The 16,682-nt window shown below is 66.2% G+C and carries 18 protein-coding genes; 16 read left to right on the top strand and 2 right to left on the bottom strand.

Annotation, left to right across the window (positions count from 1 at the left end; translation table 11 throughout):
• The first annotated feature begins 172 nt into the window (after positions 1 to 172).
• The 8 genes from H490_RS19145 to H490_RS19115 all read left to right on the top strand — a co-directional run bounded on the left by H490_RS19145 (position 173) and on the right by H490_RS19115 (position 6,504).
• Complete coding sequence (locus H490_RS19145) at positions 173 to 1,252, top strand: ArdC-like ssDNA-binding domain-containing protein (RefSeq protein ID WP_041205011.1); 1,080 nt, start codon at positions 173 to 175, stop codon at positions 1,250 to 1,252.
• Entirely contained in the window at positions 1,249 to 2,058 is an 810-nt protein-coding gene (locus H490_RS19140; protein WP_017883023.1) for a DUF2637 domain-containing protein, read from the top strand. Before H490_RS19145 ends, H490_RS19140 begins: the two co-directional genes overlap by 4 nt.
• A 217-nt stretch (positions 2,059 to 2,275) precedes the next feature.
• Entirely contained in the window at positions 2,276 to 2,470 is a 195-nt protein-coding gene (locus tag H490_RS19135; protein ID WP_017883022.1) for a hypothetical protein, read from the top strand.
• 56 nt (positions 2,471 to 2,526) lie between these two features.
• Positions 2,527 to 3,345 carry a hypothetical protein gene (locus H490_RS19130; protein WP_017883021.1) on the top strand — a complete coding sequence of 273 codons (819 nt, stop codon included), beginning with the start codon at positions 2,527 to 2,529 and terminating at the stop codon, positions 3,343 to 3,345.
• Entirely contained in the window at positions 3,296 to 4,369 is a 1,074-nt protein-coding gene (locus tag H490_RS30990) for a ParB/RepB/Spo0J family partition protein (RefSeq protein WP_152424168.1), read from the top strand. The genes H490_RS19130 and H490_RS30990 overlap by 50 nt, the downstream gene beginning before the upstream one ends.
• 40 nt (positions 4,370 to 4,409) lie before the next feature.
• Positions 4,410 to 5,069, top strand: a complete 660-nt coding sequence (locus H490_RS19125) for a hypothetical protein (RefSeq protein WP_031289644.1) — start codon at positions 4,410 to 4,412, stop codon at positions 5,067 to 5,069.
• Entirely contained in the window at positions 5,066 to 6,232 is a 1,167-nt protein-coding gene (locus H490_RS19120) for a M23 family metallopeptidase (RefSeq protein ID WP_017883018.1), read from the top strand. The genes H490_RS19125 and H490_RS19120 overlap by 4 nt, the downstream gene beginning before the upstream one ends.
• Complete coding sequence (locus tag H490_RS19115; RefSeq protein ID WP_041205009.1) at positions 6,229 to 6,504, top strand: DUF6112 family protein; 276 nt, start codon at positions 6,229 to 6,231, stop codon at positions 6,502 to 6,504. Before H490_RS19120 ends, H490_RS19115 begins: the two co-directional genes overlap by 4 nt.
• Positions 6,505 to 6,558: 54 nt before the next feature.
• On the opposite strand, the gene H490_RS32260 is transcribed toward H490_RS19115, so the two are convergent.
• Entirely contained in the window at positions 6,559 to 6,987 is a 429-nt protein-coding gene (locus H490_RS32260; protein WP_017883016.1) for a DUF3846 domain-containing protein, read from the bottom strand.
• A gap of 300 nt (positions 6,988 to 7,287) precedes the next feature.
• On the opposite strand from H490_RS32260, the gene H490_RS19110 reads away from it, so the two are divergent.
• From H490_RS19110 to H490_RS30980, 5 genes are all read left to right on the top strand, one after another.
• Positions 7,288 to 7,605 carry a DUF6112 family protein gene (locus H490_RS19110; RefSeq protein WP_017883015.1) on the top strand — a complete coding sequence of 106 codons (318 nt, stop codon included), beginning with the start codon at positions 7,288 to 7,290 and terminating at the stop codon, positions 7,603 to 7,605.
• Between the two features lie 27 nt (positions 7,606 to 7,632).
• Entirely contained in the window at positions 7,633 to 9,000 is a 1,368-nt protein-coding gene (locus H490_RS19105) for a hypothetical protein (RefSeq protein WP_017883014.1), read from the top strand.
• Complete coding sequence (locus H490_RS19100; RefSeq protein ID WP_031289640.1) at positions 8,997 to 10,460, top strand: SCO6880 family protein; 1,464 nt, start codon at positions 8,997 to 8,999, stop codon at positions 10,458 to 10,460. The genes H490_RS19105 and H490_RS19100 overlap by 4 nt, the downstream gene beginning before the upstream one ends.
• Before the next feature lie 35 nt (positions 10,461 to 10,495).
• Positions 10,496 to 11,968 carry a hypothetical protein gene (locus tag H490_RS19095; RefSeq protein WP_017883012.1) on the top strand — a complete coding sequence of 491 codons (1,473 nt, stop codon included), beginning with the start codon at positions 10,496 to 10,498 and terminating at the stop codon, positions 11,966 to 11,968.
• 147 nt (positions 11,969 to 12,115) lie between these two features.
• On the top strand, positions 12,116 to 12,961 hold the full coding sequence (locus H490_RS30980; protein WP_152424167.1) for a hypothetical protein: 846 nt from the start codon (positions 12,116 to 12,118) through the stop codon (positions 12,959 to 12,961).
• Between the two features lie 3 nt (positions 12,962 to 12,964).
• Here the strand turns inward: H490_RS30980 and H490_RS19085 are convergent, their stop codons facing one another.
• Positions 12,965 to 13,669 (bottom strand): hypothetical protein, encoded by a 705-nt coding sequence (locus tag H490_RS19085; RefSeq protein ID WP_152424166.1) that lies wholly within the window; start codon positions 13,667 to 13,669, stop codon positions 12,965 to 12,967.
• Here H490_RS19085 and H490_RS31565 point away from each other — a divergent pair.
• The 3 genes from H490_RS31565 to H490_RS19075 all read left to right on the top strand — a co-directional run bounded on the left by H490_RS31565 (position 13,668) and on the right by H490_RS19075 (position 16,678).
• A complete protein-coding gene (locus tag H490_RS31565) occupies positions 13,668 to 14,093 on the top strand; it encodes a hypothetical protein (RefSeq protein WP_152424165.1) in 426 nt (141 codons plus the stop codon). The genes H490_RS19085 and H490_RS31565 overlap by 2 nt on opposite strands.
• 117 nt (positions 14,094 to 14,210) lie before the next feature.
• The gene (locus tag H490_RS31945) at positions 14,211 to 14,918 is read left to right on the top strand and encodes a hypothetical protein (RefSeq protein WP_152424164.1); all 708 of its coding nucleotides are present in this window, start codon (positions 14,211 to 14,213) and stop codon (positions 14,916 to 14,918) included.
• A complete protein-coding gene (locus H490_RS19075) occupies positions 14,915 to 16,678 on the top strand; it encodes a type IV secretory system conjugative DNA transfer family protein (RefSeq protein WP_017883008.1) in 1,764 nt (587 codons plus the stop codon). The genes H490_RS31945 and H490_RS19075 overlap by 4 nt, the downstream gene beginning before the upstream one ends.
• Positions 16,679 to 16,682: the final 4 nt, after the last annotated feature.

The raw sequence follows: 16,682 nt of genomic DNA, 5'->3' as shown, positions 1-16,682 counted from the left end.
CCGTTTCGGGCGTGGCGCAGCATCATATGACCATTGAGGGCTACCCCTCACCCTCGTCGCCCCTGGGGGAGCGATCCGGAAGGATCAGCAGTATCGGGTGAACGCGGATCGGCACCTCATGGCTAAGCGCCGCCTTGCGGCGCGAACGTCGTCGTGCGAGGAGGTGGGAGCCGTGGCCTGGAAGCCGTACACGCCCGAAGAAGCGCGAGCCGTGCGCGAAGCGAATCTCGAGCAGATGGAATCGCAGCTCACCCGCCGCGTCGATGAGCTGGTGACCGGGGATCAGTGGCTGGAAGCGATGCGCTTCGCCGCCCAGTTCCGTGGCCGGAGCTTCTTGAACACGCTCCTGATCCAGGTGCAGCATCTCAACGCCTATTCGGAAGGGCGCGTGCCCACCCCGTATCCGAGCTATGTTGCGGGGCGCTCGGATTGGCGCAAACTCGGGAGATGGCCGGCGAAAGAGCAGACCGGATACCTGGTGCGCAAACCGGTGGTCGAACGCTACGCCGCGACGAACCCCGCCTCGGGCCGGTGGCGCAAGCTTGGGTCGCGCGAGAAGCCCCGACCCGGGGAAACCGTCCGGGAGAAGATGGTCAATGTCACCTATGGGAAGGTCTGGGATGTGTCTCAGACCGATGGAGAGCCGGTGCCGGAACGGCCGCGGCCCGCAGTGCTCGTGGGTGCCGCGCCGGCCGGGCTCTGGGATGGCCTCGCTGCCGAGGTCGGACAGCAAGGCTTCACGCTCCGCAACGCGCCGAACGTCCTCGCGTTGGATGGCGCCGACGGGGTCACCGATTACACGACGCGGGAGACGATCATACGCGCCGACGCCGAGGACGCTGAGCGCGTCGCAGTGCTCGCCCACGAGGTCGGGCACATCCTCATGCACGACCCCGAAGCCGAGGGGCGCGAGCCGCATCGCGGGATTCGCGAGGTCGAGGCCGAGTCTGCGGCCGCGATGGTCTGCGCGATCTATGGCCTCGACAGTGGCCCCTCCTCCGTGCCATATGTCGCCGGTTGGGCATCGACAGTCAAAGACGTGGAGCCTGCAGAGGTGATCCGGCGTACCGGGGAACGAGTCCGAAGAATCGTCCTGAAACTGCTCGACCGACTTCCCGAGCCAGTCGGCGGAGACGGCAGTCCACCACCTCCAAGTCCAACCAACGAAGCGCCCCAGACGAGAACCTGCGCGCAGCAGAGCCGTCCAGCCGCTCGGCCGACTCTGGCGGAAACCGAGGCGGTGCGGCTATGAGCGAGAAGGACGCGCCGCGAAGAAAATGGGTCGCGGCAGACGCGATCGCAGGCACGGTCGTCATCGGCGTGGGGGCCTTCGTGCTCTCCTTCGGTGCGCTCACCGATCTGGCGGGCCTCGCGGGAGTGCCCGAAGAGCAGGCCTGGATTTGGGCGGTCATCGTCGACGGAATGATCGTGATGGCGACCCGCGCCGCCTTCGCCCTCGACCAATACGGCCGACGGGCCGCAGCCTACCCCTGGGTATTGCTCGCGGCCTCGGCAGGAGTCTCCGTGATCGCCAACATCGCGCACGCAGTGGTGCGGGCACCCGATACCGTCGCCCCGGCCCTCGCGGGCGCGATCGCTGCGGTGCCGCCCTTGATCCTCATCTCGGTCACCCACCTGACCGTGCTCCTGATCCGGCGCACCATGCCTGCGCGACCGGATCCAGCGACGTCCAGGGCCCCCGAACTGAGTGCAACCGCGTCGCATACCTCAACAGAACCGCGCGCCTCGGTGACCGGGCCGCCGCGGCTCGCGGCGACGCGGCCCGAAGTCACCCGCCTTGAAGACGCTGGGCGCCCGGTCGGGCGCGAGGTCGTATTGCGCCCGACATCTTCGTCGCATTCTGGGCGGTCGAGGAATCCAGGCCAGCGCGCCGAGGCGTTGCGCCTGCACCGGGAAGGATTCACGAGTCGGCAGATCGCCGACCGGCTCGACGGCCCTCACCGCGCCACAGTGAGCCGATGGATCGCCGACGCGGAGCGGCGCCCGACGACCACCGGCCCCGAACCATCGACCGAAAGCGAGAACGCCAATGCCTGACGAATACACTTCAACTCCCCTCTCCTGGGCTGACCGACTCACGGCGGCCCCGAAGGAGCAATCTCCCGCGCCCGCATCGACCTCCGCTGCTACTGCGAGCGAAGAACTGTTCGAACTGGGCGACCCCTCGATACAGCGGGACGAGTCCGCGACGAATCGCGAAAGCGGAGACGCCGGCAAGCTCCAGGTGCGATGGGAGCGTCCCACGGATCTGGCCATGCGCGCCGCGAGCGTCAGCTTCCGCGGAAGCGCCCAGCTGCACATGCTCATGCACGACCGTTACCGCACCATGCTCCGCACCGTGCGCACCCAGGCGGCGCAACAGCTGCGCCGTCTCCCGGATCCGCGCTCCTTCGGACGCCGCGCTCCGGCTCCCACTTCTCCCGAGGCTCAGACCCCGGGCCTTCCCTAATCCGGCCCGGCGTCCCGGGTGACGTCGGGCCGGCGCCTCTGATTCAAGGAGGAATCATGTACCCGAGCCAGACCCATCCCGCAGACGACGCCTTCACCACGGACGAAGGGCTGCGCAAGCTGCTCGGCCGCCTGGCCGAGCGTCCGGAACTGTGGCAGCGCGACCCCGAAGCACGCGCCCTCATCGAATACACCATGCGACGCTACGAGCGTCTCGCCCGCAAATGGAATCGCGACCCCGGCGAAGCCGCAGCGGCCGCCTTCGTCGTGATGCGCCGCGACTACATTCTCAGCGCGGAGAAGCCGTGGGCGATCGTGACCGTCGCCGTGCGGGCCGCGATGATCGCCGAAAGCCAAGCGGAACGGCTCCTCATCTCCCCGACGCGCGCTCAGAAGGAGGATGTCACCGACCTCGATCGGCCCATCCGCGCCGGAGAACACGAGGACTACCTCTACAGCGTCCTCTCCCCGGGTCCCGAGACGGAGCCCGACAGCTCGCCGCTCCTGGCGCAGGTCCAGTTCACGATCGTCGGGCTCTTCGCCTGCCTGAGCTGGGATCGGAAACTCGCACAGGCCGCGACGGAATACGTGCTGGCCCGGATGATGACCGCGATGGACGCCGGCCGGGCCTATCAGTACCTGCGTCGCGACCAGGCCGCCCCGGTCCTGCTCGATCTCGATCTCGCTACCTGGCGCGGCCTCGCCCGGATCCTGGTGGGAACGCCCGGCGGCCCCGGCCTACCCGGCCGCCGCGGCCTCATCGCTCGCATCGTGCTCGAGCTCGAGCGAGGCCTGACGCCGGTCGACGTCATCGACGAGCTCCTCCGTGACGATCGGCTCATCATCGACATCTTCGATCTTCGGCCCCGGAAATGAGCGCAGCAGCATGGAAGGAATGGTGGAAGTCGAACGTGCTGTCGATTCGATTCGCGTCGCCGACCGGCTGCGGCAGGATCTCGGCGACCTCACCGAACTCTGCGACTCGATCTCGGAACTCGGCCTCTTGCAACCCGTCACCATCACCCCAGACGGCGACCTCATCTGCGGATGGCGTCGACTCGAGGCCTGCCGCCGCCTCGGGAAGAGGCGCATCCGCGTCTGGGTGCGATCGGGCCTGTCCACCGAACTGCAGCGTGCGCTGGCGCAGCAGCACGAGAACGCGGTCCGCAAGTCCTACTCGCCGATCGAGGCCGCACGCATCTACGAGGAGCTCAAGAAGCTCTACCAGGAGGAGGCCCAGCGCAATATGGCGGTCACCCGCTTCGGGGCCTCCCCCGGCCTGCCAACCGTTGGCACCCCGGTCGGGAACGCGGGCAAGCGCGCTGCGCTTGCAGTCACCGGCTCCCGTTCCGACCTCACCCTCGAGCGGGTACTCGAGGTTCAGCGGCTCAGCGAGGACCCCGCGATCCCCGAGACGTTGCGGAACATAGCGCGCGAACAACTCGAAGTCATTGAGTCGGAGCGCACCGTCACCGGCCCCTACGCGCAGGTCAAGGCGGCCGAGGCCGAACACCTCCTCGAAGCGGTGATCGCCGAGCCCGAATTGCCCACCTCCCTGCGAGAAGAGACCGCGCGCGCCCTCTCCCGTCTGGCGGCGGCCGAGAACAACCATGAGCGCATTGCCCGTGCCCGAGACGCACTGCGGCACGCGAAAGCGGCCCGGTCTCGTCCTGCGAAGCCTCCGAAAGACGTGACGCTGCGCGCCGCGCCTGCCGAGCCCCGTCGGTACTCGCCGCGCGCGCTCGCGATGATGCTCCACGAGACCGACTACTGGTGGCTGCACTACGATCCGTCTGAGGTCGGTGCCGCCTTCACCGATGAGCAATGGCAGCTGTTCGAGGAATGGATCGCCCAGACGACGGCCTTCTACGAAACCGTTCGCGAGGCACGCGTCCGGTGAGCGCTCCCGACGGGTGGCCGCCTCGTGGCGCTTCACTGGCATGAAGGTCACTCGCCGCTCCCTCGCCATCCTCATTGCCCTCGGCCTCATCGTCACCGCCTGTGCGGCCGTCGGCGTCTACGGTCTCCTCGCCGGACCGCCGAAGCCCGAACATACCGAGCAGACGGCCGCGATCGATTCGCCGGGCCGCGCCGACGAGGACGTCACCAGCGGTCCGAAGCTGCAACCACTCGCGGAGACCCGAGACCCCGTCGCCTTCGCACGCAGCATCGCCGACGCGCTCTTCACGTGGGATACTCAGCAGCTTCCCGGCCCCGATCCCGTCATCGAGCACATCTCCGCGGTCGGCGACCCCACCGGCTACGAGTCACCGGGGCTCTACCAGGATCTACAGCACTACCTCCCCACCACCGATCAATGGGGGCAGCTCCGCGACTACCGCACTCGGCAGAGCCTCGACATCGGGACCGCGCGAGTGCCCGACGGCTGGAACAAGATCGCGTCCGAATCCGCGGACGAGCTTCCTGGCGGTGCCGTCGCCGTCACCGTCGACGCGACCCGAATCCGCTCGGGCGTCTGGCAGGGTGAGCCCACTCGGGCGACCGAAGAGGTCGCGTTCACGCTGTTCCTCGCCTGCCCCGAGCAGACCGGCAGCTGCCATCTCCTACGCCTATCGGCGCTCGGGAGCCCGCTCCGATGAAACGGATCATCGCGCTGCTCGCGGTCGCCGCTCTCCTCCTCACCCCGGCGGCAGCTACCCTCTCGGTCGCGGTATTCCTCAACCCCGCAACGACCGCCTGCTCGACCGGTTCGCTCACCGTCGGGGAGATTCCCGACTCGCTCACTGCGACGACGAAGAACGGCGAACAGATCACGTTGACGCGGGCACAGCTCACGCACGCGGCGACTATCATCGCCGTCGGCGGGCAAACCGACGGTGTCGAACGGGCGGGCGTCACCGTCGCGCTCATGGCAGCCCTCACCGAGTCCTCACTGCGGATGCTCGCGAACACCGGCACCTATCCCGAGTCGGGGGACTACCCTCACGACGGCGACGCCTCCGACCACGATTCTCTCGGACTGTTCCAGATGCGTCCGCAATCGGGATGGGGCACCGTGGCGCAGCTGATGGATCCGCGCTATCAAGCGCGCGCCTTCTACGGCGGGCCGCAGGGACCCAACGGTGGGAGCCCGCGGGGCCTCTTGGACATCCCCGGGTGGAAGCAGATGGACCCGGGCACCGCCGCCCAGTCGGTCGAGGTCTCCGCCTTCCCCACTCGATACCAGAACTACGAGCCCGTCGCCGAGACGATCCTCACGACCCTCACGCGGCCTCGACCCGGCACCGGCAAACCAGGCAGCGGCACGACCACGGTAGCCGAGACCTCACGGGTGGTCGCCCCCATGCCCGCCGGAGTCGGGGAGCTCACCTCACGATTCGGATGGCGGACCGACCCGGTGACCGGGGCACGCCAGGACTTCCATACCGGCACGGACTTCGCCGCCCCGGACGGAACCGGGTTCCTCGCCGTCGCCGACGGCGTCGTGACCGTCGGCGGCTATCTGCCCGGCTGGGGCAACGCGATCGTCATCGAGCACACCGTCGGCGGCCAGCGCGTCGCGTCTGCCTACTTCCACATGTGGGATCACGGCATCCACGTCACCCCGGGCCAGCACGTGACCGCCGGGCAGCACATCGGCGATGTCGGGTCGTCTGGTTGGAGTACGGGGCCGCACCTCCATTTCGAGATCCATCCCGGCGGATGGGGGCAGCCCGCCGTCGACTCACTGGTCTGGCTCCAAGAGCACGGTGCCGTCGGGGTGGAGGCCGGCGAGCACTCCGGCGCGAGGTGCGGCGCGTGAACGGCCCAGAGGTCGAACCCGACTTCGGAGCCGTGTCCCAAGCCGGGGGTCTGGGGCACGCCATCGGGGCGCTGATGACGTTCGTGCTCGTGCTCGCAGTGCTCATGCTCATCATCTCCGCGATCGCCTGGGCGATCGCTTCGGCGATCGGAAACTACCAGGGAGCGGCGCGAGCTCGCGCGGGCCTCTGGGTCGCCGTCGCCGCCTCCGTCATCTGCGGCGGCGGCATCGCATGGCTGAACTTCCTCATCACCACCGGCCACAGCCTCTGAGGAACAGCGGTGGAGGCAGGGCCGAACGGCCCCGCCTCCACGAGGTGCTACCCGTCAACCATGCGCGCGCAGCAGCTGCACCACCGATTCGAATGGTGCCAAGCTCTCGCACAACCGCTCCAACACCTCACGACTCGGCTTGGTCCGCATCGCGTCCAAAACCCTGCGCATCTGCTCCGCCGTCAAGCCGACCGTCTCCCCGCTCTCAGCATCGACTCCGACTGCGACTACCGAGCCGAACAGCACCGACTGCGCCCCGAGCTGATGGGCGACCACCGTCGCCGCGAGATTGAGCTCCGGCTGCTCCTCGAGCAGCCCCTCATCATCGACGAACAGATCGATCCCTTCCTCGAGGCCGACGACATCGAACACATCGCAGCCGATCAAGTAGCGGATACGCTCTCCGACTTCGAGGACCGGGATCGAAACAGGTCGCGTCCTTCCCGGGGTGATCAGGATCGCGTTCAGAGTGCTGGTGGACATGAGGATGCTCCGTTCTGCGACGGCCGGGTGCCGGTCGCTCGCGAAGCGCGGCAGCGGAGTGGACGACGCGGGAGTGCCGGACGGAGGGCCTGTAATGGGGGGTCCCGCTTGCGGGGGGCACCGTTCATGCCCGTTTTCGAACTGCTTTTTTGCCACCGCGCNTTCCAGGCCGATAAAAAGGGTTCGAAAACGCCCAGGCCCGCCCGAGCAACACATCGACATGACGGGTGGCCCGCAACCGGCGCTTCCAGAGAGACCCCTCCGCACCAACGCGGACGCAGAAAGCATCTGGAGGCCGCCTTGCCGATCATCGACCTACTCTCCACCCTCGTCACAATCACTCCGGGAGAGGTCAACATCTCCCCGAACGACAACGGCCTGCCCGGCATCGAAGCGCTCAAGAAGATCGTCGGCGCGACGATGACGATCGCACTGATCCTCTCCGTCATGGCGCTCCTGGTTTCTGCCGTGATCTGGGGTTTTGGTGCGAATTCGGCAAATCCTCACATGGCGGCGAGAGGCAAACTCGGCGTGCTGATCTCCTGCGCCGCTGCTCTTCTCTCGGGAGCGGCCGTCGCGTTGATCAATTTCGCGTGGGGAATCGGGCAAACGATCTAGGCCAGGCAAGCGGAAGCGAGGACGACGATGGCGATCTGCGACATTCCCGGCATCTCGGACGTGTGCGAGGCGGTCGGCGACACCCAGGCGCGCGTGATGCTTGCCCCGTTCGACATGCTCGGGCAAGGGGCGGCCGGCGCCGCGAAGTGGATGGTCGAGGCGGTCTGGCTTGTCATGGACTCCACCACTGCGGTGGACGTCACCACCCCGACCTTCGTCTCGGTCTACGAACTGCTCTTCGGAATCGGGATCACCGTCGCCCTGCTGTTCTTCTTCCTGCAGCTCGCCACCGGCCTCATTCGACGCGACCCGCACGCACTGTCGTACGCGCTGATCGGGCTGGCCCGCGCCGTACTCGGCGGCTTCCTGGTTCTCACCCTGACGGCGATGGTGTTGGAGGTTGTCGATCAGCTCTCGATCGGGATCGTCCACGCCACCGGCAACACGATGGAGACGCTTGCAGACAAGGCCTCGTTGATGATGGTCGGCCTCGTCGGGCTCCTCACGGTCGGAGGACCCGGCGTGGGCATTCTGCTGCTGATCTTCGTGTCCTTCTTCGCGATGGCCGCCGCATTCATCCTCTGGATGAGCATGTTGACTCGAAAAGTGCTTCTGCTGGTGAGCATCGTGCTGGCTCCGCTCGCGCTGTCGGGAACCGTATGGGAGGCCACCAAGGGCTGGGTCGGAAAATGGGCCGCCTTCGTGCTCGCGCTCGCGATCTCGAAGCTCGTGGTCGTGGTGATCTTCCTCGTCGCGACCGCGCAGATGGCCGCGCCGATCACCCTCGACCTGGGGGCGATCACCGAACCCCTCTCCGGGATCGTCCTGATGCTCGTCGCAGGTTTTGCGCCGTTCATTGTCTATAAACTGATCAGCTTCATCGGCCTGGACCTCTACCTGGCGATGAGCGCCGAGCAGGAAGCCAAGGATGCGGCGAACCGCCCTCTGCCGATCATCACCCGCCCGCCGAGCGCCGACACCGCCAAGAAGGTTCTCGACAGCAAAAGCAGCGGCGAGTCCTCGCCCAACCCGCCTGCCACAGGACCGGGCGATACCGGATCGCCCACCGGCGAGGACGCCCCGGTCCCGGGGAATAGCGGGGCGGTCGCGCCGACCGAGGGCATGGCCGAGGCCGGCACGGAATCCGGGATGGCCGAGGCCGGCATCGGGGCGGAGGCGGGCAGTGCAGGAGTGGCCGCGCCCGTCCTGGTAGTCGCTGAAGTGGTGAAGGAGACCGCCGAGGCGGGACCGGCCATCGGCAACGCGGTGGGCCAAGGGGCCGAAGGGCATGTCTCGGCCGCGCAGTCCGATCCGCCCCCGGCTTCCCAGCAAACCGCCCCTCCGCCTACGGTCGTCTCCCCGTCCGCGCCGGCTTCGGGGGCGAGCGAATCATGAGCCCACGCGCACTTCACGCCGGGCCGGCATTGCGGCCGGTGAAGTTCTCGCGTCTCTCCCAACGCGGAATTCTGCTGTCTCTCACCGCCGGGCAGTTGGCCTCTGCCGGCACCGCAGTGGCGACATTCATCCTGACGCTCTACACGATCGGCGCGAACGCCCTGATCTGGACGCTGCCGATCTGGGGTGGAGGCCTCGCGGCAACGTGGATGCGAATCGGTGGACGGCCGGCGATCTCTTGGGTGCCGTTGGTATGGGAATGGTCGCGGCGAAGCCTCGGAGGTCAACTCATGTACCGTGCACGAGTCAGCAAGCCGCGCCCCGCCGGAAGCCTCGCGCTGCCCGGCGATGCGGCGAGGCTTCGTCAGTACCTCGACCCCGAATCGCACGCTGTCATGATCCATGACCCGCACGCGGCGACGCTGACGGTGTGCTGCGAAGTACGGCATCCCGCGTTCGTACTCCTCGATCCCGGTGAGCAGGAGCGCCGGGTGCTCGGATGGGGGCGCGTGCTCTCCACGATCTGCCGATCCGGGCGCATCGCTCGCCTGCAGATCCTCGAGCAGACGCTGCCCGACGGGGGTTCTGGTCTCAGCGAGTGGTGGCGCGAACGCGGCACGCATGACGACTCCTGGGTCTCACGGGTTTACGACGAGTTGATCCAGCAGGCCGGTCCTTCCGGGGAGCGCCACCTCACGACCGTCTCGCTGTCGCTCGACATGCGGGCCGCGCACCAGGCGATCCGCCGGGCCGGGGGCGGAATGGCGGGAGCAGCCTCGGTCCTCCGGCAAGAGATGGCGACCGTCTCGAATGCGCTGCGCGCCGCCGACCTGCAGCCCTCGCCATGGCTCGACGAGGGCAAGGTCGCGGTGATGCTCCGCTCCGCCTACGACCCGGGGATCGCGGCCACCCTCGAGAGGAACAAGACGATGGGCCGATCGCTCGCTACCGCAGGTCCCGTCGCCGTCGAAGAGCATTGGGACCGCATCCGAACAGACTCCGCATTCCATCGAGTGCTGTGGGTGTCGGAATGGCCGCGTTCCGAGGTCTACCCGGGGTTTCTCTCGCCCCTGCTGCTCACCGGCGGCGCGCGACGAGCATTCACGGTGCTCTACGAACCGATCCGCCCTGATGTCGCTGCCCGACAGATCCGGAAGCAGAAGGTCGAGCACATCTCCGACTCCGCCCAACGAAAGCGCATGGGGCAGATCGAGGACGCCAGTCAATCCGCCGAGCTACGAGACGTGCTGCAACAAGAGCAGGACCTCGTCACCGGTCATGGCGTCCTGCGATATACCGGACTCGTCTCGGTGAGCGCACCGACCGAGGCTGAACTCGACGCGGCGGTCTCGAGCCTGGAACAGGCGGCGATCCAGTCCGCGCTCGAGACACGGGTGCTCGCAGCGCAGCAGGCCCAAGCCTTCGCTGCCGCCGCACTCCCGCTCGCGCGCCGTCTCTGATCCCCAGGTAGCCGCAGGCGGAGCACCTCGTCTGTATGCGCGAGAAACTGCACACCACGCCGCTGGTTACTCCCGAGTTCGAGTCGTACCGGGACCGGAAGGCTCGGTTGCGTGCGGCCGCGCTCATCCGGAAGCAGGACGCCACCGCGAGGCGGGCGCAGGAGCGCGAGAAACAGCACGCGCTTCGCGCCGAGGCGCATCAGGCGCCGCTGATTCCCGCTCCCGGAGAAGCCGGCCCAGCAGCGTTGAGGCAGCATCTCCGGCTGCGAGTCCCGCAGCATCAGGACACCTCGGCAGTGCTGCAAGGCCTGTACCCGTTCCTCGCCGAGGGCGGCCTAGGCGCCAACGGCGTCTTCGTCGGCCAGGATCTGTATTCTGGCGCTTCGTTCTCATACGATCCCTGGGAGCTCTATGCCCGCGGCATCATCACAGCCCCCAACATCATCCTTTCGGGCATCGTCGGCTCAGGGAAGAGTTCGCTCGCGAAGTCCCTCTACACTCGCTCTCTCGCCTTCGGGAGGAAGGTCTATGTCGTGGGCGATCCGAAAGGCGAGCATTCCCATATCGCGCGGCTCGTCGGCGGCCATGCGATCGAGCTCGGTCATGGGCGGCGTGCGAGATTGAATCCTCTCGATGAGGGATACCGAGCGGGAGGCCTCTCCGAGTCAGAATGGCAGGCTCAGGTGAACGCGCGCCGTCGCGACCTGCTCGGCGCGCTCGCGGAGACGATGCTCGCGCGGCCGCTCAGTCCCGTCGAGCACACTGCCATCGACGTCGGGCTGCGGGCTGCGGTCGCGGAGAACTCCGTGCCGATCCTGCCGCAGGTGGTCGATCGGATACTCCACCCTGGCACGGAGGACGATCGCCGGCTCGAGGAGGACGGCCGCCAGGTGGGCCATGGGCTCAGGCGCCTGGTCAACGGAGATCTCGCCGGCCTCTTCGATGGACCGTCGACGGTCGCCTTCGACCCGAATGCCCCCATGGTGTCCATCGACCTGTCGCAGGTTGCCGAGAACTCCGCTCTGCTCTCCGTGCTGATGACGTGCTCATCGTCCTGGATGGAGAGCTGCCTGCTCGACCCTGCCGGCGGCAGGAGATATCTGATCTATGACGAGGCGTGGCGCCTGATGTCCTATCCAAGTTTGTTGAAAAGGATGGATTCACATTGGCGACTTGCTCGCGCGCTCGGCATCGCGAATCTCCTGATCTTCCACAAGGCGTCCGACCTGGACAACGTGGGCGATGCGGGATCGCAGATGCGTGCGCTTGCCTCGTCACTACTCGCCAATGCCGAGACGACCATCACCTATCGTCAATCGTCAGACCAGCTCGACATCACCGGGGAACTGCTCGGCCTGACGGGGACCGAGCGCGCTCTGCTTCCCACCCTCGGGGTAGGCCAAGGTCTCTGGCGGATCAAGCAGAGATCTTTCGTCGTGCAATCGCAGCTTCACCCCGACGAATTCCGCATGTTCCAGACCGACAACCGTCTTCTCGGAAAAACCTAGAAGTTCGCGTGAATGCGTCCGGAAATCCAGGGAACCTGAGTGCTCACCGCCGCTTTCAGACTCGCTTGTCCACGGGAAATGGTCCTGTGCTGAATCGACATCTTGATCCGAAGTGTAGTGTCCTATGTTTGCGCCAAGATGAAGAGCGTGGTGAAGCGCAAGAAGAAGCCGACTGAGCAGTCCCTCGAACAATCCACTGAGTGGTCGCGACGGCTGGGGCGGATCTCCTCAGTCGTTGCAGCCTGGCGGGAACGCGCCGAGAACCCAGTGCCGGTCGAAGACGGAAGCTCATTAGCTGTTGACGCAATGGACGGTCTGACCGTCGAGAGCTCGATCTGGTACTCCATGTGCATCTCCTCCGAGCATCTGGATTTCGCCCTCGACGCGATGCGGGCAACCGGCACTATGTACCCGACCGCCTACATGACCGTGACACGCACCGCGTTCGTCGCTGCGGTCAACGCGGTATGGCTGCTCGCCGGGAAGAGCCGCCAGGAGCGTCGTGAGCGGGCGCTGAAGCTGCGAGCTGATGAGATTCGAATCCAGATCGTTGCGCTCCGAGAGATGACGATCCCCGATGGGAAACCGGACGCCGCTCGCAACGAACTCATCGGGCAGTTGCGCGAACGGCAGACCACGCTCCAAGAAGCAGCAGCCCTGATCGGTGTCGATGAGGACGTCACAAAGATGCGCTTCAATCAGACGAAGGCAATCGACTGGGTGGCCAAACATATGCATGGCCTCGCCGATCCACTGCTCATCGGCGCTACGCAGAGCATCTGGCGGTCGGGCAGTGCCGCGGCTCACGCACAGATGCAGTTCGGGATCATGCGCATGAGCCAGAACGAGGTCGTGACCGACGTGGCTGGCGGCCGGATCATGCAACTGCGCGGCAACCTTGAAACCGATGTCGGCCCAGCGATCGTCGGTGCGACGTTGACGCTCAATGAAGCGTTCCGGCTATACGACCTCCGCCGAGCGAAGCAGATCTGAGGGCTACCGTGCTCGCGCGACAATCAGATCCAGCGACCGTCCGGCGCGGATGTCAGCGGCAATGATCTTCGCCCGAGCGGCAAGGTCCTGGCGGGCAGCCTCGTAGGCGGGAATCAGAGCGCGGTTCTCTTCGTCCAGAATGTAGAGCAGTTGGAGCCCCTGCCATTCAAAGGGCCACTCACCTGACTCAGGATCGACGCTTTTCACCCGAATCATGATGCTGGGTGCTTTCACGCCGTAGCTTTCCAGCTGTCGCATGTTGGGGTCGAGCAACCGCAGGTGCTCGGTGGAGGTTACGACGAGGTGCCCGGTATCCCGGCCTTCAGGACGTCGGTCTTCCATTCTCGCCCGGGCTTCAGCGGAAAACTTGCCATTCGCCTTCGGCCCCATTGTGAGCAGTGTGTTACTTGATTTCTCAACCGCGACAACCGAGACCGGACGGGGTTGGAGGTCGTAGCTGAGGTTCGCCCCAATCTCTGTCGTGAGGGCTGCGGCCGCCGCGCAGTTCGGCTGGATGCCGAAAAGGAGGCCGACGACCTCGGTGACGATCGCCAACTCTTCGTCAGGCGTTCTACTCGGTTCGTTACTGTCGGATCGTCCTGCCTTGCGGCGGCTCGCCTTGCCCACATGTACCTGCTCTCTACTCAGCTTGATGCTATCGAGCACCGTGCACATGGCAATATAGGCCGCCTGAGATAATCCGGGCATGGACCTGTCTTCTGAGAGCTACGTCGATTCGATGCCCTGCGACCCAGACCTGCTAGAAGAACTGGGTCGGGTCGTCTGGGCTGCTGCTCGCCTGCACTTCGGCATCCGTGATGCGATCAACCGGATCGTAGGCGAATCGTCGGATGCGCCGTTCGGCACAACTCTCGGCGGCGCACTCAGCCAGTTGACAGGGGAAGCCAAGACCGCAGGCAGGCTTGACATCATCGAGTGGGTCGAGACCATCGGGCGCCCGGCAAAGAACAAACGGGACGGGGTGCTACACGCTGTAACCTTCACGGCGGAAGATAATCAGCAGGCAATCGGCGCTCCCTCCTCTGAAAAGGGGCCGCACCGCTACGGCGTTGCCGAACTTCGTGAAGTTTCGTACCAACTGATCCACGCATCGCGTACGCTGCCGAGATAGGTGTGCACTGCCTATCACGAGTATCGACAAATGAATTCGTAAATCTCGGGTTCCTGCGCCCTCACAACACGTTCTGAGTAGACCCAATCTCCCTAACCAAGGTTCTATTCGCCGCGAGTGGGCATCATTCAGAACATCGCGGGCGGATCACATTCGTGGTGTTGGACCCCTACCCAGGTTCCCAACTCAAGGGATGCCCAGCACTGGCGAGGTCGCTCCGAGGAGGACTATCGTCGGCGCTTTCTCCGTGTGAACCATCTACATCTGACTCCTCCCGTTTCTCCGTCGACGTCCCACCGCACTGGCAGCCGCGCGGTCACAGACAATCCGGTTCCGCCGGTCCTTCCACTCGTCTCGGTCACCGTCGAGGAGAACGACAATCTCTCGATCTCGGTCGACGGCAAGAACTGGATGTCGGGCCCGATCGCGCGAACGGCGCTCGGCGGAGTCCTGGACGCAATCCTCGAAGACCAGGCGACCCCCATCCGGGTCGAGCTCACTGAGGCGGACGGCCGCAAGTACGTCGACATCCTCAGCCCGGTGCAGCATCTGGCACGGTCGACGAGTGCAGTCTCTCCACCCACCGGCGAGCGTGCGGAGAGAGCCACGACGGCCGCGGCACAGCAGTTGCGACAGGTCTGGGGGCACGGGTTTGTTCCAGGCGAGGAAGTCGCAATCGCGGTCGTCACCCATACGGTGACAGCCGATGAGGAAGGGCGAGCGAGCACTCTCGTTGATCGGCGGGGCCTGCCCGCGCATCAAGAGGGAATCCTCCTCTTCGGTCGGATCTCGGGCACGCTCCTGCACGACGAACTCCGCTCATGACTGCGAGCTCGCCCCGCCCGGTCAACGACCATCTGGTCAACGTGAGCCTCGGCCTTCTCGCCGTGATGGCGGCCCTTTCGGGATTGCTGAGACTCGCGGCCACGATCGCGGCATGGCTGGTGGGAACGCCACGGCCGCGCGCCGGGATGCTCGCGGGGCTCGCCGCTGTCGTCGACCCGCTCCATCCTGCCCGTGCGCTCGAAGCTCCCGGCCTCAATGCCCCGCTCTACTGGACGATCGCCGTCGTGCTGTTGACCGTAGTTTCGGTTCCTGCGGTCTGGGCCGTGATGAAGTGGTTCGGCCGCTCGACCCGTCCGAACATTCGGCGGATTGCGGGTACTGCGACGGGCGGCGAGATCGCCGCGGCCGCTTCTGCGAAGCAGCTCCTTCGTCGCGCGTCTACGCTCCGGCCTTCGCTCCCCCGAGGCTCGGCGAAGCCGAGCGATGTCGGCTACTTCCTCGGCCGCGCCCGCGGCCATGATGTCTGGGCGACGGTCGAAGATTCGATCCTGCTCATTGGACCGCCGAGAAGCGGCAAGGGCAGGTTCGTCGCCGTGAACGCGATCCTCGACGCGCCGGGATCGTGCATCGTGACGTCGACCAGACCAGACAACCTGACCATCACGCTCGAGGCACGGCGCAAGATCGGCCCCGTCGCCGTGTTCGATCCGCAGAATCTTGCGCCGGGGCTTCCCAGTGGGTTGCGCTGGTCGCCGGTCCGAGGGTGTCGGGACCCGCAGGTCGCGATGATCCGGGCCGCGGGACTCGCAGCTAGTAGCGGCTTCGGCGATGTCGAAGGCGGAGGTTTCTGGGAGGGGAAGACTCGTGCCGCGATCCAGGCCATGCTCCACGCCGCCGCGATCGACGGTCGGGATGCACGCACGCTCTACCAGTGGGCGCTTTCGCCGACCGCAGCCATGGACGCCGTGCGCGTCCTGCAAGGCTCAGCCGAAGCGGCAGAAGGGTGGGCCGATTCCCTCGAATCCATGGCGACCTCAGACCCCAGGACTCGAGACAGCATATGGCAAGGCGTGGGTTTGGCCTTCCAGTCGCTCGCCGATCCTCGCGTGCTGGACGCGGTCTGCCCCGACGAGGACGAAGCGTTCGACCCCGAGACGTTCATCGCCGCGAGGGGAACGCTCTATCTGCTCGCGACCGGTGCCGGCTCGTCATCTTCCGCGGCGCTCGTCGCGGCGCTCATCGAGGACATCGTGGAGGTAGCCAGGCGCATGGCGGCACGGGGGCCGGGTGCGCGCCTGGATCCTCCGCTGCTGATGTGCTTGGACGAGATCGGCAATTTGGCCCCTCTGCCTTCCTTGCCCGTTCTCATGGCGGAAGGCGGCGGCACGGGCATCACGCCGCTGCCGGTCCTGCAGTCGCTGGCGCAAGCTCGCGAGAAGTGGGGCGAAAACGCAGCGCAGGCGATCTGGGATGCCTCGATCGTGAAGATCGTCCTCGGAGGGGGTTCGAACACCCGGGATTTGCAGGACCTCAGCGCGCTCTTCGGTGAGAGAGACGAGGATACCGATGCTGTCACCGCTGACCAGTACGGCGGTCGGTCCCTGCAGCGCTCGATACGCCGGGTCCCGATCTTGCCAGCCGACCTTATCCGATCGCTCCCGTTCGGCACCGGCGCGATCGTGCTGCGTTCCGCCCGACCCATCATCGCGAACTTGCGCTCCTGGACCGACCGAACGGAATCGCGCGAGCTGCAAAACGCCCGCGCAGAGATCGAGAACCAGATCCGAGCCGCGCAGTAAGAAA

It is taken from the genome of Leucobacter sp. UCD-THU, assembly GCF_000349545.1.
GTDB classification, from domain to species: domain Bacteria; phylum Actinomycetota; class Actinomycetes; order Actinomycetales; family Microbacteriaceae; genus Leucobacter; species Leucobacter muris.
Note: the sequence above shows the minus strand (reverse complement) of the source record. Positions and strands in the feature narration are given on the sequence as shown.